23 protein-coding genes are annotated in these 25,294 nt (G+C 32.3%); 4 read left to right on the forward strand and 19 right to left on the reverse strand.

Annotation, left to right across the window (positions count from 1 at the left end; translation table 11 throughout):
* Window positions 1-99 precede the first annotated feature (99 nt).
* The 5 genes from ABEB18_RS12240 to ABEB18_RS12260 all read right to left on the reverse strand — a co-directional run bounded on the left by ABEB18_RS12240 (window position 100) and on the right by ABEB18_RS12260 (window position 4,812).
* A complete protein-coding gene (locus tag ABEB18_RS12240; protein ID WP_348799591.1) occupies window positions 100-1,086 on the reverse strand; it encodes an aldo/keto reductase in 987 nt (328 codons plus the stop codon).
* Between the two features lie 47 nt (window positions 1,087-1,133).
* A complete protein-coding gene (cysM, locus tag ABEB18_RS12245; RefSeq protein ID WP_348799592.1) occupies window positions 1,134-2,021 on the reverse strand; it encodes a cysteine synthase CysM in 888 nt (295 codons plus the stop codon).
* A gap of 1 nt (window position 2,022) precedes the next feature.
* Window positions 2,023-2,814: a serine O-acetyltransferase EpsC gene (gene epsC / locus ABEB18_RS12250; protein WP_348799593.1), complete on the reverse strand. Its 792-nt coding sequence runs from the start codon at window positions 2,812-2,814 to the stop codon at window positions 2,023-2,025.
* Between the two features lie 128 nt (window positions 2,815-2,942).
* Window positions 2,943-3,608 carry a GDSL-type esterase/lipase family protein gene (locus tag ABEB18_RS12255; RefSeq protein ID WP_348799594.1) on the reverse strand — a complete coding sequence of 222 codons (666 nt, stop codon included), beginning with the start codon at window positions 3,606-3,608 and terminating at the stop codon, window positions 2,943-2,945.
* A 43-nt stretch (window positions 3,609-3,651) separates the two neighbouring features.
* Entirely contained in the window at window positions 3,652-4,812 is a 1,161-nt protein-coding gene (locus tag ABEB18_RS12260) for a histidine decarboxylase (protein WP_348799595.1), read from the reverse strand.
* A 153-nt stretch (window positions 4,813-4,965) separates the two neighbouring features.
* On the opposite strand from ABEB18_RS12260, the gene ABEB18_RS12265 reads away from it, so the two are divergent.
* Window positions 4,966-5,418, forward strand: a complete 453-nt coding sequence (locus ABEB18_RS12265) for an Lrp/AsnC family transcriptional regulator (protein ID WP_348799596.1) — start codon at window positions 4,966-4,968, stop codon at window positions 5,416-5,418.
* Between the two features lie 55 nt (window positions 5,419-5,473).
* On the opposite strand, the gene cysK is transcribed toward ABEB18_RS12265, so the two are convergent.
* From cysK to truA, 4 genes are all read right to left on the reverse strand, one after another.
* Window positions 5,474-6,388 carry a cysteine synthase A gene (gene cysK, locus ABEB18_RS12270; protein ID WP_348799597.1) on the reverse strand — a complete coding sequence of 305 codons (915 nt, stop codon included), beginning with the start codon at window positions 6,386-6,388 and terminating at the stop codon, window positions 5,474-5,476.
* A 153-nt stretch (window positions 6,389-6,541) separates the two neighbouring features.
* Window positions 6,542-7,930 carry a dihydrolipoyl dehydrogenase gene (lpdA, locus tag ABEB18_RS12275; RefSeq protein WP_348799598.1) on the reverse strand — a complete coding sequence of 463 codons (1,389 nt, stop codon included), beginning with the start codon at window positions 7,928-7,930 and terminating at the stop codon, window positions 6,542-6,544.
* A 264-nt stretch (window positions 7,931-8,194) separates the two neighbouring features.
* Window positions 8,195-9,964 carry an ABC transporter ATP-binding protein gene (locus ABEB18_RS12280; protein WP_348799599.1) on the reverse strand — a complete coding sequence of 590 codons (1,770 nt, stop codon included), beginning with the start codon at window positions 9,962-9,964 and terminating at the stop codon, window positions 8,195-8,197.
* Between the two features lie 79 nt (window positions 9,965-10,043).
* On the reverse strand, window positions 10,044-10,793 hold the full coding sequence (truA, locus tag ABEB18_RS12285; RefSeq protein WP_348799600.1) for a tRNA pseudouridine(38-40) synthase TruA: 750 nt from the start codon (window positions 10,791-10,793) through the stop codon (window positions 10,044-10,046).
* Window positions 10,794-11,045: 252 nt separating this feature from the next.
* Here truA and ABEB18_RS12290 point away from each other — a divergent pair, with 252 nt between their 5' ends.
* Window positions 11,046-11,543 carry a metallophosphoesterase family protein gene (locus tag ABEB18_RS12290; protein ID WP_348799601.1) on the forward strand — a complete coding sequence of 166 codons (498 nt, stop codon included), beginning with the start codon at window positions 11,046-11,048 and terminating at the stop codon, window positions 11,541-11,543.
* Here ABEB18_RS12290 and ABEB18_RS12295 read toward each other — a convergent pair.
* The 3 genes from ABEB18_RS12295 to ABEB18_RS12305 form a co-directional block, all read right to left on the reverse strand.
* Window positions 11,540-13,243 carry a tetratricopeptide repeat-containing sensor histidine kinase gene (locus tag ABEB18_RS12295; RefSeq protein WP_348799602.1) on the reverse strand — a complete coding sequence of 568 codons (1,704 nt, stop codon included), beginning with the start codon at window positions 13,241-13,243 and terminating at the stop codon, window positions 11,540-11,542. The genes ABEB18_RS12290 and ABEB18_RS12295 overlap by 4 nt on opposite strands.
* 58 nt (window positions 13,244-13,301) lie before the next feature.
* Window positions 13,302-13,964, reverse strand: a complete 663-nt coding sequence (locus tag ABEB18_RS12300) for a response regulator transcription factor (protein WP_348799603.1) — start codon at window positions 13,962-13,964, stop codon at window positions 13,302-13,304.
* A gap of 153 nt (window positions 13,965-14,117) precedes the next feature.
* Window positions 14,118-14,531, reverse strand: coding sequence for a DUF4293 domain-containing protein (locus tag ABEB18_RS12305; RefSeq protein WP_348799604.1), 414 nt, complete (start codon window positions 14,529-14,531; stop codon window positions 14,118-14,120).
* Between the two features lie 183 nt (window positions 14,532-14,714).
* On the opposite strand from ABEB18_RS12305, the gene rho reads away from it, so the two are divergent.
* Window positions 14,715-16,550: a transcription termination factor Rho gene (rho, locus tag ABEB18_RS12310; protein WP_348799605.1), complete on the forward strand. Its 1,836-nt coding sequence runs from the start codon at window positions 14,715-14,717 to the stop codon at window positions 16,548-16,550.
* Between the two features lie 83 nt (window positions 16,551-16,633).
* Here the strand turns inward: rho and ABEB18_RS12315 are convergent, their stop codons facing one another.
* From ABEB18_RS12315 to ABEB18_RS12325, 3 genes are all read right to left on the reverse strand, one after another.
* Window positions 16,634-17,848, reverse strand: a complete 1,215-nt coding sequence (locus tag ABEB18_RS12315) for an RsmB/NOP family class I SAM-dependent RNA methyltransferase (RefSeq protein WP_348799606.1) — start codon at window positions 17,846-17,848, stop codon at window positions 16,634-16,636.
* A 100-nt stretch (window positions 17,849-17,948) separates the two neighbouring features.
* Window positions 17,949-19,925, reverse strand: coding sequence for a KUP/HAK/KT family potassium transporter (locus tag ABEB18_RS12320; protein WP_348799607.1), 1,977 nt, complete (start codon window positions 19,923-19,925; stop codon window positions 17,949-17,951).
* Window positions 19,926-20,049: 124 nt separating this feature from the next.
* Window positions 20,050-21,306, reverse strand: a complete 1,257-nt coding sequence (locus ABEB18_RS12325; RefSeq protein ID WP_348799608.1) for a hypothetical protein — start codon at window positions 21,304-21,306, stop codon at window positions 20,050-20,052.
* A gap of 119 nt (window positions 21,307-21,425) precedes the next feature.
* Between ABEB18_RS12325 and ABEB18_RS12330 the strand changes: the two genes are divergently transcribed.
* Entirely contained in the window at window positions 21,426-22,487 is a 1,062-nt protein-coding gene (locus tag ABEB18_RS12330; protein ID WP_348799609.1) for a WD40/YVTN/BNR-like repeat-containing protein, read from the forward strand.
* A gap of 59 nt (window positions 22,488-22,546) precedes the next feature.
* Here ABEB18_RS12330 and ABEB18_RS12335 read toward each other — a convergent pair whose 3' ends face one another.
* The 4 genes from ABEB18_RS12335 to ABEB18_RS12350 all read right to left on the reverse strand — a co-directional run bounded on the left by ABEB18_RS12335 (window position 22,547) and on the right by ABEB18_RS12350 (window position 25,274).
* Window positions 22,547-23,002: a sensor of ECF-type sigma factor gene (locus tag ABEB18_RS12335; protein ID WP_348799610.1), complete on the reverse strand. Its 456-nt coding sequence runs from the start codon at window positions 23,000-23,002 to the stop codon at window positions 22,547-22,549.
* A 17-nt stretch (window positions 23,003-23,019) separates the two neighbouring features.
* On the reverse strand, window positions 23,020-23,454 hold the full coding sequence (locus tag ABEB18_RS12340) for a hypothetical protein (protein WP_348799611.1): 435 nt from the start codon (window positions 23,452-23,454) through the stop codon (window positions 23,020-23,022).
* Window positions 23,455-23,558: 104 nt separating this feature from the next.
* Window positions 23,559-24,101: an RNA polymerase sigma factor gene (locus tag ABEB18_RS12345; protein WP_348799612.1), complete on the reverse strand. Its 543-nt coding sequence runs from the start codon at window positions 24,099-24,101 to the stop codon at window positions 23,559-23,561.
* Between the two features lie 63 nt (window positions 24,102-24,164).
* Window positions 24,165-25,274, reverse strand: a complete 1,110-nt coding sequence (locus ABEB18_RS12350) for an SRPBCC family protein (RefSeq protein ID WP_348799613.1) — start codon at window positions 25,272-25,274, stop codon at window positions 24,165-24,167.
* Window positions 25,275-25,294: the final 20 nt, after the last annotated feature.

The raw sequence follows: 25,294 nt of genomic DNA on the forward strand, positions 1-25,294 counted from the left end.
GTTTTTATTGGGAAAGAAACAAACTTAAAAAAAGAAACCTAACAGTTTTTTAAATCTGCTAGGTTTGTTAGGTTTAATTTGTTACGATATTTACTGAAATTACCAAAGTTGATGTGCTTGAGCTTTAATATATTGCTCGTAAATTGCATTCATTTTTTTGATTTTTTCTGGAGATAATTCAGGTAAATCATAAACAGATAAATTCGATAACACATGACTTTCTTTGGAAGCTCCTGGAATAATGCAGCTCACTTCGTTAAAACTCAAAATCCATTGTAAAGCAATTGGAGCTAAATTTGTAACTTCTGGGAAAAGCGCTTTTAGTGCGTCAACAGCTTGCAATCCTAATTCGTAATCAATCCCAGAAAAGGTTTCACCTTTGTCAAAAGCAGCTCCTTCTCGGTTAAAATTACGATGATCATCTGCTCCGAAAATTGTTTTCGAATCAAATTTTCCAGTTAATAAACCACTTGCAAGTGGTACTCTAGCAATTATTCCTATATCTTTTTTTTGGGCTTCTTTAAAAAATAATTCAGTCGGACGCTGGCGGAAAAGATTAAAAATGATTTGTACGGTAGTTACATTCGAATATTCGATGGCTTTTAAGGCTTCTTCCACTTTTTCAACACTCACGCCTAAATTCAAAATTTTGCCTTGATCTTTAAGTCGATCAAACAATTCGAAAATTTCTGGTCGATAGAAAACTTGAGTAGGGGGACAGTGCAATTGAATAAGATCAATGGTTTCTAATCCCATTCTTTTTAAACTGTCTTCAACATATTTTTGAAGGACTTTAGGTTGATACCCTTCATTAACGTGTGGGTTGATGTGTCTTCCGCATTTTGTAGCAACATATACACGTTCTGATCGAGAACGAACTACTCTACCAACTGCGGTTTCGCTTAATCCGTTTTCATAAACATCGGCAGTATCGATAAAATTAACACCATTGTCTATGGCGGTATTGATTAATTCATCGGCAGTTTTATCATTAAATGGAGACCCCCATTTTCCGCCAACTTGCCAAGTACCAAGAGCTATTTCTGATATATTAAAATTTGTTTTTCCTAATTTACGGTAATTCATTTTTTATTTTTATTTCTAAGTTTTGAGCTCTTGTATATGTTTTTTTTCTATTCAAATAAGTCTGATGATAAGTAACGATCACCACGGTCACAGATAACAGCAACCACAATTCCAGATTCTAGTTGGTTGGCAATTTTTACAGCAACCGCAACAGAGCCACCACTACTCATTCCAGCAAAAATTCCTTCTTCTTTTGCTAGCCTTTTGGTCATTTCACGAGCTTCGGCTTCGCTAACATCTATAGTAACATCTACTTTTGAAGCATCAAAAATTTTAGGTAAATATTCTTGTGGCCATTTTCTAATTCCTGGAATTTGTGAACCATCACTTGGTTGAGCCCCAATGATTTGGATGTTTGGATTTTTTTCTTTCAAATAGGTAGAAGTTCCGATGATAGTTCCTGTTGTTCCCATAGCCGAAACAAAATGCGTAACGGTTCCATCGGTGTCGTTCCAAATCTCAGGTCCAGTCGTTTTGTAGTGTGCTTTCCAGTTATCATCATTTGCAAATTGATTAAGCATTACATAGCCACCTTCGGCTACTTTTTTATCAGCATAATCTCTAGAACCAATTATTCCTTCACTTGCAGGTGTTTGAATTACCGTTGCTCCATAAGCCTGCATGGTTTGCGTGCGTTCTATTGTAGAATCTTCTGGGAGTACCAATTCGATTTCGATGTTGAATAGCTGAGCAATCATGGCCAAGGCAATTCCTGTGTTGCCGCTAGTGGCTTCAATTAGTTTGTCCCCTTTTTTTATGTCCCCTCTTTCTACAGCTGAGGCAATCATGTTGTACGCGGCACGGTCTTTTACACTTCCTCCAGGGTTGTTTCCTTCTAGTTTTAATAGCAATTTTACATTTTTGTTTGCAACTAAATTTACTGTTTCAACAAGTGGAGTATTCCCGATTAATTCGGTTAATTTATAGGTGTTCATGTTATTTTCTTTCTTTTATTTTGACTTCAGTTGTGGTGGTGTTTAGAACTATAGAATCATGAGGAATTGATTTGGTTACCCATGAATTTCCACCTACGATACTGTTTTTGCCTATCACAGTGTTACCCCCCAAAATAGTTGCATTGGCATAAATACATACATTTTTTTCAACAGTAGGGTGTCTTTTGGCATTTTTCATTTCTTTACTAACGCTCAGAGCTCCCAAAGTAACTCCTTGGTATATTTTTACATTTTTTTCGATTATAGTTGTTTCACCAATTACGATACCAGTTGCGTGATCGATAAAGAAAGGTGATGCTATTGTGGCTCCAGCATGAATATCGGTACCAGTAATACGGTGGGCATATTCACTCATTAATCTTGAAAAAAGTAATAAATCTAACAGGTATAATTCATGACTTAACCTATAAATGGCAATGGCATAAAAACCTGGGTAGGCTAGGTAAATTTCTTCAATTCCATTGGATGCGGGATCATTTTCTAAGATATAATTTGCATCCTGATTTAGATTTTCTAAAACACTTGGTAGTTTTTCTAAAAATTTATCCCATGCACTTTCGCATGAATGATGCGTTTTTTTGCAAGCAATAGAAGCAATTTCTTTGAATTGTTTTTCTAATTCATCAATGCTTTGGTCTAAAGGCGCATTCGAGTCGAAAAGAGTGTAAAATAACTTTTCGGTAAATGCTTCAGTTTTGGTTTTTATGCTGTAATTTATTTTGAAATCACTTTTTAGAGCATTGATGTTTTGGACAATCAAATCTTTGGTCATGATTATGAAATTGAATTGTTTTTTATAAAGGCATAAAAGTAAGGTGTTTTTTAGAAAAAACAGCAACGATTTCCGAAAGAATTAGCTAGAGGAAAGGGTTTTGAAGGATATAAGTAGATTGTGGTATGCTACAACTTTAGAGTAGATTGAAGTATTGAAGTCATGATGTGATAGCCATTTTTGTTGGGATGTACTCCATCTTCTGAATAGATTGATTGTAATCCTTTTTGCCGATTAACCATTACTGAATAATAATCTACATATAGAATATCATTAACATTTGCATATTGCAGGATCATCCCATTTAATTTTTCGATTTTTTCTGCAGGATTTAAGCCTTTTTGCCAAGGATAGTCTGAAGCAGGTAGGATAGAGGATAAAATAGGTTTTATGTTGTTTACTTTGGCTAATTCGCACATCGAAATTAGATTACCAAGAATCGTTTCGAGTGTTGTATGTCCTGTATTTCCAGCGATGTCGTTTGTTCCAGCCAAAATAATTACAGCTTCGGGATTCAATTCGATTACATCAGGTCTAAAACGAATTAGCATTTGTGAGGTAGTTTGCCCGTTTATACCTCTGTTTATAAGTTTTTTGTCTTTGAAAAAAAGTAAATTATGGGTTTCCCAGCCTGCTATAATAGAGTCTCCAAAAAACACAATTTTTTTTTCATTCTTGGAACGATTAATGATTTGATTATTTTCATTTTCGTATTTAGCTAAATAAGCCCAATCTAAATTTTTCTTTTTTCCAAACATGCTAGCGTATAATGTCGTTTTGATATAGAGTATCAAAAATAAGACTAATTTGCTTTATAGAATTAAATTGAATTTCTGTTTAAAAAAGAAATTCTTCCTGTTCTTCTAGATTTTCAATACAGTTTTCAATATCATTGATAAATAAATCTATTTGTTTTTTCGTAACATTTGGCATGCAGATAAGATGTGATACATCTCCTTCTGTTGCTAATTGCCATTTAGATTTAATTGAGGAGTGTAATTTTGGGAAGACAACAGTAATGGCATTTGGGTTTCGCCATGCAGGAATTCCAATTTCTTTTAGCCTTTTTTCACAGTATTCTGCTGTTTCAAGACTTTGTAGATATCGTTCTTTTAAGCCTTCAGTACCCATTTTTTTCAAGGCATACCATAAAAATAAAGGGCAATGGCCGTTTCTTGAACCGGTTATTGTGGTATCGAAAGAGCCAATATAGGAGATGCCTTTTGAGATTCTATCTCGGTTGGATCGTTTGGTGATAATGACACCAGATGGAATTGGAGATCCTATAAATTTGTGTCCACTGATAGAAATGCTATCGGCACCATCCTTGAAATCAAATGGCAATTGAGGTTCTATAAAAGCGCCATAACTGCCCGATAATGCTGCGTCACAATGGATATAACTGTCTTGTATGGCTAAATTTTTTATGATCTCTTTTATTTTTGAAACATCATCTTTTGCTTCTTTCATGGTAGTTCCAAAAGTTGTTAGCACTATGGCTGGTTTATGTCGGTTCATTTTTAAGGTATTTTCAAAATCAGCATAATCGATTTCGCCATTTTCTTGTGAACGAATAACGATGCTTGGAATGTTTAGCAGATGAATGTTTTTTCGGACACTATAATGGGTAGATTCTGAATAATAGACCATGGCTTTTGGATATAATTCACGGGCAAGGTAGAGTCCGTATAAATTGCTTTCAGACCCACCATTGGTAACATAACCCCAATAATCTTTTGGATTGGCTCGGAATAATTTCGCAAAAAAACTTACAACTTCTCTTTCTAATTCATGTGTTTGTACTTTATATGTGCAATCTTCAAAAGGATCACCTAAGTTGTTGATTGGGAATTTTAGGAAAGTATCAATTTCAGAATAATCAAAATCTTTGGATACGGGATATCCCAGAAAATTATCCCTAGCATTCTCTAAATATTTTTCTAATTCGATCAGCTTTTGATTGTCGAATTCGGTCAATGATTTTGTAATGGCTCTCATAATATTCATTTTACTGTAAAATTACTTTTAATGATTGTATAATCTTTATCTATGTATAAAATCAAAATATAATTCTAAATTTGTTATACTATTTAGAATTTAAATATCGTTTGATGAATTTAAATTTTTAGAACCATATAATTATTCTGAAGAATGGATGCTATTGATAGAAAAATTTTGATGCTTTTGCAACGTGACGCAAAGCTAAACACCAAAGAGATTGCTGAAAAAGTGGGATTGTCTGTCTCTCCAACTTTCGAAAGAATAAAAAAGCTCGAGCAAAAGAACTACATAAAAGGCTATGTAGCTCTATTGGATGCTACAAAAATTGGGAAATCGATAAGTGTATATTGCCAAGTTACTTTGGCGGTGCATTCGAGAGAATTAATAGACGAATTTAAACAGCAAATTTCGATTTTGCCAGAAGTGAATGGCTGTTTTCATGTTTCTGGTAATTATGATTTTTTATTGAAAGTTATTGTTAATGATATGAATGAATATCAAAAATTTGTAATTGAAAAATTATCGGTTATTAAAGGAATTTCGAACGTACAGAGTTCTTTTGTATTGGAAGAAATTAAAAATGATTTTGCTTATAATTTATAGTAGGATTTTAAAAGAACAAACCGACTTGTATTTACAAATCGGTTTGTTTATTTTTTTATTCAAATAAACCTTCGATACTTAAATAGCGTTCTCCAGTGTCATAACAAAATGTAAGAACTTTGGATCCAGCTGGGATTTCTTTTAGTTTTTTGGCAACTGCTGCTAATGAGGCACCAGATGAAATTCCTAGTAAAATTCCTTCTTCTTTAGCTGCTCTTTGTGCATATTCGAATGCTTCATCTTTGCTAACAGTAATTGCGCCATCTAGAGCGTCTGTATGTAAATTGGTTGGGATAAAACCCGCACCAATCCCTTGAATTGGGTGAGGGGAGTGTGTTCCTCCGCTTATTACAGGTGATAATTCTGGTTCTACAGCAAAGACTTTTATATTAGGAAAATGTTGTTTTAAGACTTCGGCACAACCCGTGATATGACCACCAGTTCCTACTCCAGTTATTAAATAATCTAAACCGTCAGGGAAAGCATTAATAATTTCTTGCGCTGTTGTTTTTTTATGAATATCTATATTAGATTGATTTTCAAATTGAAGTGGAGACCATGAACTTGCTATTTCTGATAGTAATTCTTGAGCTTTTTCTAAAGCACCATTCATCCCTTTTTCGCGAGGAGTTAGTACAAATTCTGCCCCATAAATGCTCATTAGTCTGCGTCTTTCAATTGACATTGATTCTGGCATTACCAAAATTAAACGGTAACCTTTTACAGCCGCTACCATTGCTAATCCTATTCCTGTATTTCCAGATGTAGCTTCTATGATGGTGCTACCTTTTTCTAGAATACCTTTTCTTTCAGCATCTTCTACCATCGAAAGTGCAATTCTGTCTTTGATACTGGCTCCTGGATTGGTTTTCTCTAGTTTAATCCAAACATTAGTATTTGAACCGTATAATTTGTTGATTTTAACGTGGGGAGTGTTTCCAATAGTTTCTAAAATGTTATTATGTGTCATTGTATCGTGTTTTAAGTTGAGTAAATATAGCGTTAAAATTTATGTTTTCAAAGCAAAACTTCTGTTAATCCTATAAAATTTATAGAATTTTATATAAAAGAAAACCCGATTTGAATTTTCAAATCGGGTTTCTTAGTGTATAGTTCTTTGTGATTACAAATGAATTACTTCTCCATAAGCATCAGCTACAGCTTCCATAACTGCTTCACTCATAGTTGGGTGAGGGTGAATGGCTTTTAGGATTTCGTGACCAGTAGTTTCTAGTTTACGAGCTACTACGGCTTCGGCAATCATATCAGTAACACCAGCACCAATCATGTGGCATCCTAGCCATTCTCCGTATTTAGCATCGAAAATTACTTTTACAAATCCGTCAGCATTTCCAGCTGCTTTTGCTTTTCCTGAAGCTGAGAATGGGAATTTACCGATTTTTAATTCGTATCCTTTTTCTTTAGCTGCTTTTTCTGTCAAACCAACAGAAGCGATTTCTGGGGTTGCATATGTACAACCAGGAACGTTTCCGTAGTCAATTGGTTCTACGTGTAAACCTGCAATTTTTTCAACACAATTGATTCCTTCTGCAGAAGCTACGTGTGCCAAAGCTTGTCCTGGCGTCACATCTCCAATTGCATAGTATCCTGGGATATTGGTTGCGTTGTATGCATTTACTAAGATTTTGTCTCGATCTACAGCGATTCCAACTTCTTCTAAACCGATGTTTTCAATATTAGTTTTGATTCCTACAGCAGATAATAAAATATCAGCTTCAAGAACTTCTTCGCCTTTTGCAGTTTTAACGAAGGCTTTTACACCAGCTCCAGCAGTATCGATGCGCTCTACAGAAGAGCTTGTCATAACTTTGATTCCTGATTTTTTTAAAGAACGTTCGAATTGTTTTGAGATATCTTCGTCTTCTACAGGAACAACATTTGGCATGAATTCTACGATGGTTACATCAGTTCCCATTGAGTTGTAGAAGTGAGCAAATTCAACTCCAATAGCTCCAGAACCTACAATAATCATCGATTTTGGTTGTGTTGGTAATGTCATTGCTTGGCGGTATCCAATTACTTTTACACCATCTTGTGGTAAGTTTGGCAACTCACGAGAACGAGCACCAGTAGCAATAATTATGTGATCAGCACTGAATTCAGTAACTTTTCCGTCTTTATCAGTTACATCAAGTTTTTTCCCAGGTTTTAATTTTCCAAAACCTTCGATAACGTCAATTTTATTTTTTTTCATCAAGAATTGAACTCCTTTGCTCATTCCTTCAGCAACACCTCTACTTCTGCCTACAACAGCTGAGAAATCTTTGTCAAATTCTTTTACAGTAAGTCCGTAATCTGAAGCGTGTTTTAAATAGTCAAAAACTTGTGCTGATTTTAGTAATGCTTTGGTTGGAATACATCCCCAATTTAAACATACCCCCCCAAGGTTTTCTTTTTCTACAACAGCTACTTTGAATCCTAATTGAGAGGCTCTAATTGCTGTAACATATCCTCCAGGTCCACTTCCTAAAACTATAACATCGTATTTCATTTTGTGCTTGTTTATTTGTTATTTGTACAAAATACAGTCGGCTAGGCCTCGTGTCATTTCAAATTTTTTATTTGTTTTATTATTGGTGAAATGCAGTCGCTAATGCTCGTGCCATTGTTTTGTGTTTTTTTTATCAGAATTAAAATGTGACATGAAAAACATATTTCATTTTAATGGTTGTTTAATGATAAATAGCGATTGCGAATTTAATGATTTATTTGTTTATTGAGAAATTTAACAGAAACAAAGTTTTTGGCTATTTTGTTATAAAATAGTGTTTGAATTTGAGGTGTTAAATTGCGAATCATACAAATTTTTGTAATATCCTTTTTCTTGATTTAGTAATTCCTGATGACTACCTTGTTCTACAATATGGCCTTTATCCATAACTACAATTTGATCTGCTGTTACGATGGTTGCCAAGCGGTGGGCGATTACAATAGAGGTTCTGCCTTTCGTGATAGTTTCGGTTGCACGTTGTATTAATTCTTCAGAATAGGTATCTATAGATGAGGTAGCTTCGTCTAGAATAAGAATACTTGGGTTACTTACATAGGCTCTCAAAAAAGCAATGAGTTGACGTTGACCTGACGAAAGCATAACTCCTCTTTCTTTTACATCAAAATCATAATTATCGGGCAAACTCATGATAAAATCATGGACTCCAATTTTTTTGGCTGCTTCTATTACTTGTTCTCTTGTGATTTCTGGATTATTGAGTGTGATGTTGTTGTAAATGGTGTCAGCAAAAAGAAAAACATCTTGTAATACAACAGCAATTTGTTTTCGTAAAGAACTTAAAGTGTAATTCTCGATATTGTGATTGTCGATGTATATAGAACCACTATTAATTTCATAAAAGCGATTTAATAGATTGATAATGGTTGATTTTCCTGCACCTGTAGAGCCTACAATAGCGATAGTTTGCCCTGCCTTTACTTCTAGATTTATTCCTTTAATTACTTCTTCATTTGGGATATAGCCAAATCGAATGTCTTCAAAACGTATGGCTCCGTCAAATAAAGGAGCTTCAATTGTTCCAGTGTCTTGTATCTGGTCTTGAGTATCTAAAATGTCAAATACACGATTTGCTGCTATCATTCCTAATTGCATCTCGTTGAATTTATCGGCAATTTGTCGCAAAGGATTAAACAACATTCCGATAAACATTGTGTAAGAAAATAGATCTCCAAAAGTGGTGAATTTGTCTCCATCTAAAATATGAAATCCTCCGTAAAGTACAATAAATCCTAATGTTAAAGAAGAAATGATGTCCGCAATTGGAAAAAAAATGGAGTTGTATAAAATGGTTTTGATCCAAGCTTTTTTGTGTTTATCATTGATGGATTTGAATTTTTCTGCTTCAATATCTTCGCGATGAAATAATTGCACTATTTTCATTCCAGTTACTCTTTCTTGTACAAAGGAATTCATATTGGCAATTTGTGTTCGAACTTCTTCGAAAGCTACTTGCATTTTTTTCTGAAAAATACGTGTGATATAGACCAAAATTGGCATAGCCACAATTACAATCCATGTTAGTTTCCAGTTCATGTAAAACATAAAAATAAGTACTACCAGCATTTTCATCATATCACTGATAATCATAAATAACCCTTGGCTGAAAATACGTGCGATGGCTTCTATATCGGACACGGAACGAGTTACCAATTGACCTACTGGGACAAGGTCGAAATATTTCATTCTAAAACTCATTAGGTGTTTGAATAATTTGACACGAATATCTTTTACAATATCTTGTCCTAGCCAGTTTGCCCAATACACAAAGAAAAATTGTGCTAAAACTTCGAGCAAAAGAACAATTCCCATTAATGTAATGTAGATTAATAAACCATTTTGGTCTTTAGGTTGTATATAACTATCTACTGTTTGTTTTAATAAATAGGGGCGAATTGCAGCGAAAATAGAAAGGGAAATTGCAAAAATAACAACACCATTAAAACGCCATTGATAGGGTTTTGTGTATTTTAAAATTCTTTTAAATAATCGGGTGTCAAATGCTTTTGCTTCCATATATATTTTGGATCAATGTCTTGATTTTTTGTGCAAATTTAAAATTTTAATTTCGTAAAGATTTGGTGTTCTAATGTCGCTATGTTAAATAATTGTATTCGATTTTGGTTAAATACAATCCGTGTGCTGGAACTGAAAATCCTGCTTTTTCTCTGTTTTTACTTTTTATAATCGTTTCAAAATCAGTCAAGGTGATTTTGCGTAAGCCAATGTTAATTAAAGTTCCAACAATAGATCGAACCATATTTCTTAAAAAGCGATTGGCTGAAATGGTGAAGACTAATTTGTTGTTTTGTTTAGATTCGTTTTGGGTCCAGTACGCTTCAAATATAATACAATCAAAAGTGTTTACGTCTGTATTTACTTTAGAAAAACACTGAAAGTTGGTGTGTTGCAAAAGTATTTTGGACGCTTCGTTCATTAAATCGATGTCTAGTTTTTGATGAAAATACCAACTCTGTTCTTGTAGAAATGGATCTTTGAAAGTATTGATGTGATATTCGTAGGTTCTTTTGGTTGCATCAAAACGAGAGTGAGCATCATCGGCTACGGGAATGATACTATAAATGACAATGTCTTTTGGTAAAAAAGAGTTGAGTTTATGAATTAAAACAGGAATATCTAAATCAGATTCGAAATCAAAATGAGCATACATTTCTTTGGCATGAACACCAGTGTCGGTTCTTCCAGCTCCCATTAAATTAATTTCAGAGTTGAGGATGATAGAAAATGCTTTGTTTAATGTTTCTTGAACAGATGGTGCATTAGGCTGGATTTGCCAACCGTTATATGGAGTGCCGTTGTAAGCTAATTTTATAAAATATCTCAATTTTGATTTTGTTTTTTGATTTCAGGTTATTCTGAACGAAATCAGATTTATTTTAAAAGGCAAAGATACTTATTAATTTTTTGGAGAAAGTGCAATCTGTTTTGTTTTAAAAAAAAAACATATTTTTTATTTGAAGCAAGAATCTTTAATTTTACCGAAAAACCCTAGCCCTGATAGAAGCGGTATCCTTTTTATTTTTTCTTTAAAAATAAAAAGATACAAGCGGATAGCAGGATTAGCTCCTGAAAAAAAATGAAAAAAATTCTCCTCCTTTCGGATACGCATAGTCATATTGATGATACAATTTTGAAATATGTAGGTCAGGCTGATGAAGTTTGGCATGCTGGCGACATTGGTGATTTGGTTGTTACGGATACTATAAAAAAGTTGAAACCTTTGCGTGGTGTGTATGGGAATATTGATGATGCTAAAGCTAGAGTAGAATTTCCTTTGCATAACCGTTTTTTTTGTGAAGGAGTTGATGTTTGGATTACTCACATTGGTGGTTATCCTGGGAAATATAATCCGAATATTAAAGCCGAAATTGCGATTAATCCGCCTAAATTATTTATTTGTGGACATTCACATATTTTAAAAGTTGTTTTTGATAAGAAGCATAATTTGCTACATATGAATCCTGGTGCAGCTGGGAAAAGTGGTTTTCATCAAGTGAGAACAATGCTTCGTTTTGTGATAGATGGCGAGGCAATTAAGGATTTAGAAATTATCGAAATGGATAAGAAAAATTAGTTTTCGTGCTGAATAATTGGGACTTTTATATTAATAGAAGTTCCTTTGTTTGGAGCTGATTTTATAGAAAATTCTCCTTTCATTTTGTTGATTCGGGATTTGATTTGATTGATTCCAAAACCTTCGGTTAGTTCTAGTCGATTGCTGTTAAAACCATTTCCGTCATCTTTTACATAGATGATTAGGTATGAGTTTGCTTCTTCGATATTGATGACGGCATTTGAAGCGTTGCTGTGTTTTATGATATTGTTGATTAATTCGGTAATTATGAAATATAATTTCATTTCGAAATCTTCATTGTATCTTTTTCTAATTTTGATAGAAGTGCTTAAAACAATTTTGATTCTTGAGTTCGAGGTTTTTTCGCATAAGTCTTCTAAGGCAAATAAAAGTCCAAATCGCACTAGTAACGAAGGCATTAATTCGTGCGATAAATTTCGAATTTGTTTGTGTGCTTCTTCTAGGATTTGTTTGGTTTTGCTAATTTCTTCGGGTTGTTGTTTTTGTTGTGCTGTAAAAACGTTTAGGTGCAAACCAGCCGATGAGAGTAATGAACTAATATTATCGTGTAAAAAAGTTGAGATTTTTTTGCGCTCTAATTCTTGACCGTCTATGGTTGCATTGATAATATTTTCTTGAATTTTACTTTGTATGTCTTTGAGTTTGTTTTTTTGTTTAAGATGTATATTTTGAAAGAAATAATAACCAAAAAGAATGATTGATACCAATACAAAAAGAACAACTGTAACAATTTTTCTGTTTTTGGATTGTTCTTCTTTTAGTTTGTTTTGGTTGCTTTTGTAGTTAGTTTCGATTTTGTCGATTTCTCTTTTATAATGATCGATTTCTAGATTTGTACCAATTGCATTGGCTTTGCTTAATTTTTCTTGGAGATTGAGTTCTTCGTTAATTTTGATATACAAACTAAGGTTTTCATATGCTTTTTGAGGTTGGTTAATTTTGTTTAGAAAGAGTGAATATTCAAGGTATGAAAAGGCTAAATCTGATTTTTCATCACCTATAGAGCCTAATTCTATTGCTTTTTTAAAAAAGGTATCAGCTTTTTCTATTTTATTTTTATTACTATAATACATACCATTAAGCATGTTTAAAGCTACAATTGTAGATTTATTACCAAAAATAGGTTGGTATTTGTTGATGTATTCTAGATAAGGTAAGCCTTCTTGGAATTTTTTTATATCAAAATAGGCCCAGGTAATGTTTAATTTAGTTAGAAATACCTGTTTTTTATTTAGAATTTTTTGATTTTGATGCAATGATTTTTTGTAAAAAAAGATTCCGAGATCATAATTTTTTTTGTCAAAACAATAGATATTTCCTAAGTTGTTGTAGAATTGGTTTTTTAGTTTAAAGTCGTTTGTTTTATTGGCGTAATGTAAGCCGAGATTGTAGTAATGTAAAGCCTTAGTGGGCTCCGAAAGTTCATCAAAATTGGATGCAATTATTAAATAAGTTTGTGCAATTAAATTATTGTTTTTGTTTTTTATAGCATATTCAAGTGCTACTCTACATTTTAATAAAGAGTTTTCGTAATCGCTATTGGATCTGTTGGTTCGAGCATCAGCTAGAATCTCTGTTATCTCGGAATTGGTAAGTGTTTTGTTTTGTGCAAAGAGATTAAGACCAAAAAGGCTTAGAAATAAAAAAATAAAAATTATTCGAAACCTTATTTTAAACATAATTTTTGTTGAAACGATAAATAAATTGAGAGGTAGTTGTATTTACTAAAATGTTGCGTTAAGAGATGATTAAGTGATTGTTCATTGCGTACTTAACGATGCCAATAGTGTTTTTGGCTTTTAGCTTTTTCATGATATTTTTTCGATGCGTTTCTACAGTATTGGTACTGATAAAGAGTTGCTCGCTTATTTCTTTGCCACTGTATTCGAGAGCTATTAAAATGATGATTTCTATTTCTCTTTCAGTTAAAAGTGGATTAACATTTGGTTTGTAAATATTGAGTTTTGGATTGTTTTTGGTAACATTACTAAATATTTTTTCTCTAATGGTTTCGCAAAAATATTCTTCGCCATTGGCTACCGCTTGAACGGCTTCTATGATACTGTCACCAGCACATTGCTTGGTTAGATATCCTGTTACCCCTAAGTCCATGATTTCTTTTATCAATTTCAAATCATCATAACTTGAAAGAATAATTACTTTGCAAGGAAACCCCTTCTCGGCAAATTCTTTTACAACCTCGATCCCATCTTTTTCGGGCATACTGATATCTAAAACAAGCACATCAGCCTTGTTGTTGATTATGTCTTGATAAACTGTTGTTCCGTTAAGAGAAAAACCAACAACTTGAAAATTTGGGACAGTATTGAGAAGAGTTTGAATTCCGTGAATAATAATTTGATGATCATCTGCAAGATGAATTCTAATATTCTTTGTCATATTTATTGATAACTTGATTCAAATTTATAAAAAAAAAGATATCTAACTAGTTAATTTTTAGATATAAATTTGAGTCTGAAAAAAATATAAAAAAAACCCGAATTGTTACATTCGGGGTTTCTTCGCACATTTAATAAATTAAATTTTATAAGTTTATCTCAATCGATCCACAGATTTTACAAGATCTTCATCCTTCTTAATTGCTTTGTTAGCTAAAACTAAAAAAACAATGGCTAAGATTGGTAAGAACATCCCAATACCTTTCTCAGAAACAGTTGCTGTTCCTCCAGATAAATTTAGTGAATGATAAACAAATAATCCTATTAAAATCAAATTTAATATGATATTCAATCTGTTAGCAACAAATTGAGTTTGTCTTTTTTTGAATGAAATTATGCTGTAAATACTTATTGCAGTACTTAAACCAAACAATATAGCATACAATTGGTTTTGCATGAAAAAATAACTCTTACCGTCTGCTAATGTCCAAAGTGGGAAAACAAATGGCAAAATACCTACTAACAAGAAGGTAAGTAATAAATATATAGTTTGAATTCTTTGTATCATGTCTTAGTATTGTTGTACAAAAATATATTTTCTTTTTAATAAATACTATTGTATGATAAAATTTATTTGTATTATTGCATAACATTTACCGTAAGCACTTCATACTGCGGCTCATTAAAAAAAAGATACTACCTAAGAATTCTTTCAAATTATTCCCAAATTAATTAAACAATAAAACATTACATGTTTGATATTTCTGTATTAAAAGAATTGAAGCTGGCTGAGCTTCAAGAAATAGCTAAAAAAGCTAAGACTATTAAATTTAATGGTGTAAAAAAAGATACTCTCATTAATCTCATTTTGGAACATCAAGCCGCTAGTGAATCGCAAGAATCAGTTGATAAAGTAGTCGAAGAAAAGCCAAAAAGAACTCGTATTGTTGCAGAAAAGAAAGTTGCAAGTTCTACAAATGAAGCTCCTGTTGTAATCGAAAAGGAGGATAATAATGACAATGTCGAAGCGGTAGTTTTAGAAAAAAAAGGCACGAAAAATCAGTCAACTACTAAAGTTGTAAAAGGGAATGGAAATACTGCAGAGAAGGAAGAAAAAGTTGTAAAGTTTAATAAATCGGCCTATGAAAAAAAGGTTGCCTTACAACGAGAAAAAGAAGCTTTGAAAGAAGCAGCTTCTAATGAAGTGGTAACTACAGAAGTTATTTCAGAACCCTCAACCGAGAAAATAGAAAATACTGTTCCTGAGCCAAAAACAAATCAACAAGAACGTAAGCGAACTGACGAAGCAAATCACACTAATAAAAAGGGACAAAACCAAAATAAGAACAACCCGAATCAAAACGGGAATTCGAATCAAAACGGTAATCAAAATCAGAATACCAATCAAAATGGGAATCAAAATCAAAATTTTAAAAACAAGAAAAACAATTTTAAAGATGCCGATTTTGAATTTGATGGTATTATAGAAAGTGAAGGTGTTCTTGAAATGATGCCAGACGGATATGGTTTTTTACGTTCATCTGATTATAATTATTTAGCATCACCAGATGACATTTATTTGTCAACTTCACAAGTTCGATTATTTGGATTAAAAACGGGTGATACTGTAAAAGGTGTAGTGCGCCCGCCAAAAGAAGGGGAGAAGTTTTTTCCACTTGTTCGAGTTTTAAAAATTAACGGACACGACCCACAAGTTGTTCGCGATAGAGTTTCTTTTGAACATTTAACTCCAGTTTTTCCCTCAGAAAAATTTAAATTAGACGAAAAACAAAATACAATTTCTACACGCATTATCGATTTGTTTTCTCCTATTGGAAAAGGACAACGTGGTATGATTGTAGCACAGCCAAAAACAGGTAAAACCATGCTGTTGAAAGAGATTGCAAATGCAATCGCAGCCAATCATCCCGAAATATATCTAATTGTTTTATTGATAGACGAACGTCCTGAGGAGGTTACCGATATGCAACGTAGTGTTCGTGGTGAAGTTATTGCTTCAACTTTTGATAGAGAACCTCAAGAGCATGTTAAAATTGCAAATATTGTTCTTGAAAAGGCAAAGCGTTTGGTAGAGTGTGGTCATGATGTAGTGATTTTGTTAGATTCCATCACACGTTTGGCCAGAGCTTATAACACGGTACAACCTGCTTCAGGAAAAGTATTGAGTGGAGGTGTTGATGCTAATGCTTTGCAAAAACCAAAACGTTTCTTTGGTGCTGCCCGTAATGTTGAGAATGGAGGATCGTTGAGTATTATTGCAACAGCATTGACTGAAACTGGTTCTAAAATGGATGAAGTTATCTTCGAAGAATTTAAAGGAACTGGTAATATGGAATTGCAATTGGATCGTAAGATTGCTAATAAACGTATTTTCCCAGCTATTGATTTGACTTCATCAAGTACAAGACGAGATGATTTATTATTAGATCAAAAAACATTGCAACGAATGTGGATTATGAGAAAAATGCTTTCAGATATGAATCCAGTTGAAGCGATGACTTTGATAAATGATCGTTTTAAACAAACCAAAACAAATGAAGAGTTTTTAATATCTATGAATGATTAAAGACTAATTTCATTAAATGATGTTTTATATAAAAAAACTCCAGTTTAATTAAAACTGGAGTTTTTTGTTTGAATTTTTGAAGATTAGGCTTTGCGTTCTAACAAAGCCATATAGAATCCGTCAAAACCTGATTCGGATGCTAAAATTTTTTGATCTTTAATAAAATTAAATTGTTTTCCTATGTCTGTTTTAAGAAAACGGTCAATTTGTTCTTGATTTTCGGAAGGTAATACAGAACAAGTAGCATATACTAATTTCCCTCCTGGTTTTACAATTTTCGAATAGCTTTCTAATACTTCAGATTGTACTTTTCGGATGTTGTCAATGAATTCGGGTTTTAATTTCCATTTAGAATCTGGGTTTCTTTTTAGAACTCCCAAACCACTACAAGGGGCGTCAATTAAAACACGATCTGCTTTTTCATGAAGTTTTTTGATAACCTTGGTCGAATCGATAATGCGGTATTCTATATTGAAAGCACTATTTCTTTTTGCTCTAAGCTTTAATTGTTTTAGCTTACTTTCGTATAGGTCCATTGCTATTAATTGTCCTTTGTTTTCCATCAAAGAAGCAATGTGTAACGTTTTTCCACCCGCACCCGCACAAGTATCAACCACTCTCATTCCGGGTTTTACATCAAGAAAATGTGCCACTAGTTGGGAACTTGCGTCTTGAACTTCGAAAAGTCCTTGTTTGAATGCGTCTGTCAAGAAAACATTTGCTCTTTCTTTTAAAACCAAAGCTTCTGGTTGGTCTTTTAAGAATTCAGTTTCAATGTTTAAATCCATCAAAATAGCTCTCAAATTTTCTTTAGTTGTTTTAAGAGTGTTGACTCTTAAAATTACTTTAGCTTGTTGGTTTTGAGCTGCAATTTCTTTGGTCCAAACTTTTTCTCCTAGTTCTTTTGTGCCTAAATCGTCCATCCAATCAGGGATAGATTCTCTTAGCGCTCTAGTTTTGGAAAGTTCATCAAAACGACCTTTTATTTTTCTTTCTGGCGTACCTTCTAGTTGTCTCCAGTCTGGAATAGGATAGCCTCTTAGTACAGCCCACACTGCAAACATTCTCCAAAGATTGTCTCTGTCATAGGGTTCTTTTACTTCGGCAATTTCAGAATATAATCTTTTCCATCGTACTATTTCGTAGATGGTTTCTGCAACAAATTTTCTATCAGAACTTCCCCAGCGTTTGTCTTTTTTTAAAGATCTTGCTACAACTTTATCAGCATATTCACCTTCGTTAAAAATTGCATTAAGGGCATCAATAGTAGTATAAACTAAATTTCTATGTAATCTCATTTTGAATAATTGAATTGCAAAGGTACTATTTATTGGTTAAAATTTATGAGTTATATTAATATCAAAAAAAAACACTGTGTGAAAACAGTGTTTTTTGAAATTATTTTTCGTTTTTAACAAAGACTCTTGTCAGTTCAATATTTTCTGGTGGATGAAGAACCATCGGAAATTTTTCAATTTTTACAGAGCTACTGTCTAAACCAAAAGCACTTTCTTCGGATAAACTTAATTTCTTGATGAAGAAATAGGAATTCATAATTAATTTCTCATGCCACAACAAGTCACTATCATTAGATAAGAATTTTTCGGATAAAACGAATTTGAAATCTCCGATAATGTTGTTCTTGTTTAAGGATTCGTATCTACTAGTGATATCTACTTCACCATTTTTTACCATGTCTTTGATAACTTCTCTAAACATTAGGTTGATTTTGGTTGGTTCTCTAAAACCTAAATTGAAATCAACTCGATATAAATCGTCTTTGAGTATTTCTTTTACTTTATATTCTGTTTTATATGGCTCAGATAAAATATTTACATGGACAAACCAATAAATATCGGCTCTTTTTGGTCTTTTCTGTAAAATAGAAAACATTACTTTTTCTTCGATCTCGTCAGATCGGTTAGCATTTGTCATATACACTAAATGGGTAGCGTATTTTGGGATTGATAAATCTGCACTTAATTCGCTTAATACCTTTTTGTAATCGTCAATTTTTACAACGTTGGTATAGCTTTTGTTAATTTGTTTGGCTCTATACCAAATTGTCATTACACCAATAAGAAGTATTGCTATAAAAAGAGTAACATAACCTCCATCGGTAAATTTTGTAACATTTGCAGCTAGAAAACTAAATTCGATTGAAAGATAAATAGTAATCAATGGTACAAAAAAATACCATTTTACACGTTTCATTATCAAATAATAGTTTAGCAATATTGTAGTCATTATCATACATAAAATTATCGCTAAACCATAGGCGTGTTCCATATTACTAGATTCCTCGAAATGCAATACGATTCCGATACAACCTAAAAGTAGTAGCCAATTGATAGAAGGAATGTATAATTGCCCTTTTAATTCGGTTGGGTATTTTATTCTTACTTTAGGCCAAAAACTTAATCTCATTGCCTCATTGATTAGTGTAAATGAACCTGAAATAAGTGCTTGGGATGCAATTACAGCAGCCATTGTTGCAATAACAATTCCAAAAGGTTTGAACCATAACGGCATTATTAAATAGAATGGATTGGCAAAATTACCTCCTAAAGATTGTAATGTAACTCCTTCGTGATGTATTAAATACGCTGCTTGACCAAAATAATTTAATACCAATGCTGATTTTACAAAAATCCAACTAATTCTAATGTTTTTTCTTCCACAATGCCCCATGTCTGAATAAAGGGCTTCTGCTCCAGTGGTACACAGAAACACAAAACCTAATGCAAAAAAGCCTTCTGGATGTATGCTTAATAAGTGGAAAGCATAATATGGATTAATAGCTTTGAAAACTTCTGGATGTAAGGAAATTTGATTAACCCCCACAATGGCAAGCATTAAAAACCATATCAGCATCATTGGAGCAAAAAATTTACCGACTAGTTTGGTTCCAAATTGTTGGATGGTAAATAAAACTACTAAAATACCAATAACAATTGGTACAGTATTGATGTGAGGAAAATAACCTCTCATTCCTTCTACAGCAGAAGATACTGAGATTGGAGGGGTTATAATTCCGTCTGCAAGCAAGGCGCTTCCTCCAATAATGGCGGGAACTATGAGCCATTTTATTTTTGTTTTTTTGACTAATGCATATAAAGCAAAAATACCACCTTCGCCGTGATTATCAGCGCTCAATGTGATTAAAACATATTTGAGTGTGGTTTGCAAGGTAAGTGTCCAAAATACACAAGACACTCCTCCTAAAACAATATCAGCATTAATGATATATTCGCCAAGTATGGCTTTCATTACGTATAATGGGGAAGTGCCAATGTCACCATAAATAATTCCCAAAGAAATTAATAAACCGCCTAAAGTTAATTTACTATGGAGGTCTTTGTGCGTTGCGCTCATTTATTTTTTTTTATATAAACTCGTCAAATTTACTGTTTTTAGATAAAAAAAATGGACATATTTTGTAAAATAATAAAAGAGACTTAATCTGTTAGGTTTAAGTCTCTTTGTCTTATGAGTCTAATTAAATTCTACGGTTGTTATTGTTTTGGCGTTCAGAACTTTGTGAGTTGTTTTCTCTTGAACTTTGATTTCTGTTTTGTGAATAATCTCTTTGATTTTGAGTTCGTTGAAAACTGTTTTCTCTGGAATTGTAAGAGGTATTTGGTGAATATTCTTTCTGACGTTGTGCTTTTTGAGTATTGTTTTCTCTAGTATTATTGTTCGTGTTTTGAGAATATTCTCTTTGATAATTTCTGTTTCTTGAGTTGTTTTCTCTGGTTTGATTGTACTCTCTATTTGATTCTGTTTTTGGAGAATTAAATCCTTTAGAATCGCTTACTCTGTTTTGATTATTGTTTTGATAAGCTATAATTCTTGAATTGTTTTCTCTTGATGTATTAACGCTATTTTGGTTGTAATTTCTTGAACTATTAGTGTTGTTATTGTAATCTCTTCTTGTGTTGTTGTAGTTAATAATATCTCTACTGTTGTTGTTAGAACGTGCTATTTTACCTTTGTAGTTGTTGCTATGGCTGTATCTTTTTTGGTTTAAATCATAACGATTGGTATAATTACTGTTTCTTCTAGTAAATGCATTTTGAGGATATCTTCTTTCGTAACTATTGCAGCTGTATGATGTGTAAATTGCTGGTGCACGGTAGCATCTTCTGTAATTTACATAATTGTAGGTATTACGATAATTTATACATCCATACACATTTTGTCTGTATCTGTAAACAGGATAAGGATTCCATGCTACATAAAATGAAGGATAGTAGTTCCATGTCCAAGTTGAGTAATATGGTCGATAATAACTAGTCCAGAAATTAGCATACACTCTTGGAGTATAACTATAAACTGGTTCGTAGATATAATTTAACCCAAACAAAAATGTGTTTCCAACAATTTGAACCGTAACATTGTTTTGCCTGTCTTTTTCGATTTCTATTGTGGCTACATCCTGATACAAATCTCGTCCAAGAATAGATTGGATTAAAATTACATGTGTGTTGTTTTCTACTGATTCAATTACTCTTAAATAATCTACTTGATTGTCATTATTTAAATCTAAATTTGAGATTTGAATTTTAGGATCGTTTAATCTTCTTTCGAAGTCGTTTAAGTCTTGAGATTCACCAAATATTGATGAAACTGCTGTTAAATCGAGATTATCACTAATATCAGCATTTATTGCGCTTACAGTTGTTCTGTTTTGAGCATTCATTTGAAAAGCGAAAAAGCTTGTGATTATTACGGCTAATTGTATTGTAGTTTTCATGATTTTTTAAATTATTTGTTCGTATTGTTGAGTAAACAACAACTATGCCACAAATAGGAGTTATCTGCAGTGAATTTTCGATTAAATTGAATTTTTAACAATTAATGTATAGAGTAATTATGAATAAATTGTTTTGTATGCTATTGATGTTTAATGGATTGGTTTTTTTGAGTGCTCAAAATTTAAACAGTAAAAAAAGTGAATTTATTGAGTTTAATTCTGTTCAAATCGACACTCTTTTTCAAGATAAAATCAGTATTAGAGCAATTGTAGTTGATGATGATAAGGTTTGGTATGCAGCTGATAAAAATAGATTTGGTTTTTTTGATTTAAAGAGAAATAAAAAGTTTGAGGATGTAATTGTAGAAGATACGCTCAAACTTGAATTTAGAAGCATAGCTAAAACAAAAGATTTTGTTTATGTATTGTCTGTTGGCAATCCAGCAATTTTGTATCAAATTAGTAAAGATGGGAAAACCAAAAAACGTGTTTATAAAGAAGTAAACAAAAAGGTCTTTTACGATAGTATGCAATTCTGGAATGATAAGGAAGGGATTGCAGTTGGCGATCCATTGGTTGATAGACTTTGTGTCTTGAAAACCATTGATGGCGGATTCACCTGGTATAAATTGCCTGAAAATAGCTTGCCTAATGTTTTTGATGGTGAAGCACATTTTGCAGCAAGTAACTCAAATATTGTTATAAAAGGAAATAATACTTGGATTGTTTCAGGAGGAAAAAATGCACGAGTTTTTTATTCTGCAAACAAAGGAAACACATGGGATGTTTATGATACTTCAATTGTTCAAGGAAAACAAATGACTGGAATTTTTACAGCAGATTTTTATGATGCTAAAAATGGTTTTATTGCTGGTGGTGATTATGAAATTCAAAATCAAAAAAACGGCAACAAAGCAATAACCGATAGCGGCGGGAAAAGTTGGAAACCTGTGTCAGAAAATGAAGGTTTCGGATTTGCTTCATGTGTTCAGTATATTCCTAAAAGTAATGGAAATGGAATTGTTGTTGTAGGTGCTTCAGGGCTAAATTATTCTGCAGACAAGGGTAAAACTTGGAAAATATTTAGTTTAGATTCTACTTTGTACACCATTCGTTTTGTTGATGAGAAAACAGCAATTGCTGCAGGCAAAAATAAAGTGATTCGTGTTAGGTTTAACTAAAATAATAATCCCGTTTTATAGTGCTTACAAAACGGGATCATTGAATTAATACCAAATTTTTATTTGGAACCTTTCTCTTTATATTGTTGAAGGAGTTTTCGGTTAAAATCTTCTTCGGCTTTTTTTAATTTGATAATTTTAAGATCAGGCAGAATTTCTTGAAGGTTTTTAATGAATTTTTGCCTTAATTCGAATTGTTCTTCTTCGTTATCTTGAATTTGTTTTAATAATACAGTGGCATCTTTTTCAGTTAGTTTATCGAAATTTTCGCCTTTCATTTTCTTAAAATAACTTTTCATCTTTATGTGCCTCAACTCGAATTGTTTGTCGTCATAGGCATTGTAAATCGGCCAAAATTTTTCAGCTTCATTCGAACTAAGATTTAATTCGGTAGTTAAAAAAGCAACTTTCATAGCTCTAATTTGCTCTTTTTTATCTTTTGACTTTTCGTTTTGGGCATAAAAATTAAAGCCTATAAACAAGAAAAGAAAAGGGAATAGTTTTTTTAATATCATGACTGTTGAATTTTAATTTATTTTTGATTTTCTATGACTAGGTTTTCAATATTTGGATTTGAAACGAGCATATCTTCTAATGTTTGAGTTTCTATTTCTTTTATTTCCAAAATTTGTATTCCTTTTTCAGGTTCAATTTCACCGTATAATTCATACTGATTTAATTGGCCTTCGGCAGATAAATAGTTTTCTATACTTGTAGTATCAAGCTCATTGTTTTTTGTGATTGATCTGTAGGTTATCGGAATCATTAATGCAATTGTAAAAACTGCTGCAATGGCCATTAATACTTTTTTTCTTTTTCTAAAAAGGGATACTATTTTTATTTCTGTTGGAGCTTGCGGTTTTGATGTTTTTTCAATCAATGTTGCTTGGAAATTTTCAAAATAATTCTCAGGGATTTTAAATCCAGATTCTATTTTTGTGGTATCATCTAATTTAAAAGGTTTCATTGTTTTTGTTTTGTTCTTTTAATAAAAAAAAAGTGGTTGGCTTTCTTTGTATTAAAAATTGTTTTTTAAATTGTAAATCTTTGACTCTGTTGTTTATAAAAGGTTTAATTGGAGGTTATAAAAGTCTCAATTTTTTTTACCGCATGGTGGTAAGATGCTTTTAAAGCTCCTACAGTTGTACCTAATATCTCTGAAATCTCTTCGTATTTTAATTCTTCAAAATATTTCATTTTAAAGACTAATTGTTGTTTTTCGGGTAATTGTGCAATAGCTTTTTGTAATTTAATTTGAATTTCATCTCCTTCAAAATAAACATCAGCTTTTAAATTGTCTATGGTTTTGTTTTGTAATTCTGTTGATGAAATTCCGCTTTTTTTTGCTTTTTGACTCAAAAAAGTTAAGGCTTCATTTGTTGCAATGCGATATATCCAAGTAAATAATTTACTTTCTCCTTTAAAGTTTTTTAAATTTTGAAACACTTTTATAAATGTATTCTGTAAAACATCATCAGCATCATCATGGCTTAAAACAATGTTACGAACATGTATATATAAGGGTTTCTGATAATCTTGCACAAGTTTTTGAAACGCTTGATTTTGCGTTTCTGGATTCAATAAACTAAAAATGAATTCCTTTTCGTCTTGCAATTTGCTTTGTTTAAGGATTTGATACAAATAAAAAGAAAAGGTTTAATTTGAATTTTAAATAAATTAAAAGTCAAATTCACTTTCGTTAGGTTTGGGGCTCGGAGCTGGAGCTACAGTATCTTTTACTACTTTTTTATAAACCTTTGGGATAATAACTTTTGGTTTGATAGGGAAATAGATTTCTGTTAACCATTTTGATGGGCTATGAGTTTCATTTTTACCAATTGTAAATATTTCCAAATGCGAAAACGTACTGCCAGTTTGAATATGATTCGCACTAGTGTATTTAGTGGTTTCGGCCAAAGCTTTATTTCGATAAGAAGTGTTTCCTTTTAAACTTGTTTTTAATGCTTCAAATGAAACTAGTTTCCCTGATAAGATATCGCTTCCAGCACTAGTAAAGATTTGTTCCTTAATTGGGATACAAAATGACACTCTAGTTAAGTCCTTAATTGTATCATATGTTTGATAAATAATGAATGGTCTTCCGTTTTGTGCAATATTATTGGTTTTGCAAAAGGATATGATTTTAGGGAAAACGGCATTAGCATTCTTGGTGATATCCGAAATCTTGCTTGTAAAGGATTGTCTTAAGTAATAAGTTTCTGTTTTTTTTACAATTCCATTTATAATGATTGAAAATGTAGTGTTTTCATAATCAAGTGTTTTGTCGAGATTAACCAAGGACTTGTCATAGTTTTTAATCAAAGTGTTTTTGGTGCCCAAATTAAAAAATGAGATAACTTTTAAAACGAAATCCATTTTTCCTTCAGATTTCCAAGTGACTTTAGTGCCGCCAATAGTATCCTTGAAACTCAAATAAACATCCGAAGAGGTATCTTTGAATTCCATTTTTTGAATAATACTGTCATTTGCTACGGTTCGCAAAGTTTTTATTGATCCTTTGTCATTAACACCTTCCCATGTAAATGTACTTCCAGCTCCGATACTTGATGGAGAGAAAGAAGTGTTTAAAGAACTGTCAGATAAGATCCAAGAACTGAATTTTGGCCAATTTTTATAATCATTGACGTAGTTAAAAACAGTTGCTTTCGGAGAATTAATTACTTTACTGCTTTCTATAGTGAAATTTCCTTTTTGAGTTGCTATGTAAATGGTAAGTGCCACAAGGCTCAATAGAAATAAAAGAAAAAGATATTTAATAATTCTCATAATGGGGTCAATGATTTTTT

It is taken from the genome of Flavobacterium adhaerens (genome assembly GCF_040045115.1).
Classification (GTDB): Bacteria; Bacteroidota; Bacteroidia; order Flavobacteriales; family Flavobacteriaceae; genus Flavobacterium; species Flavobacterium adhaerens.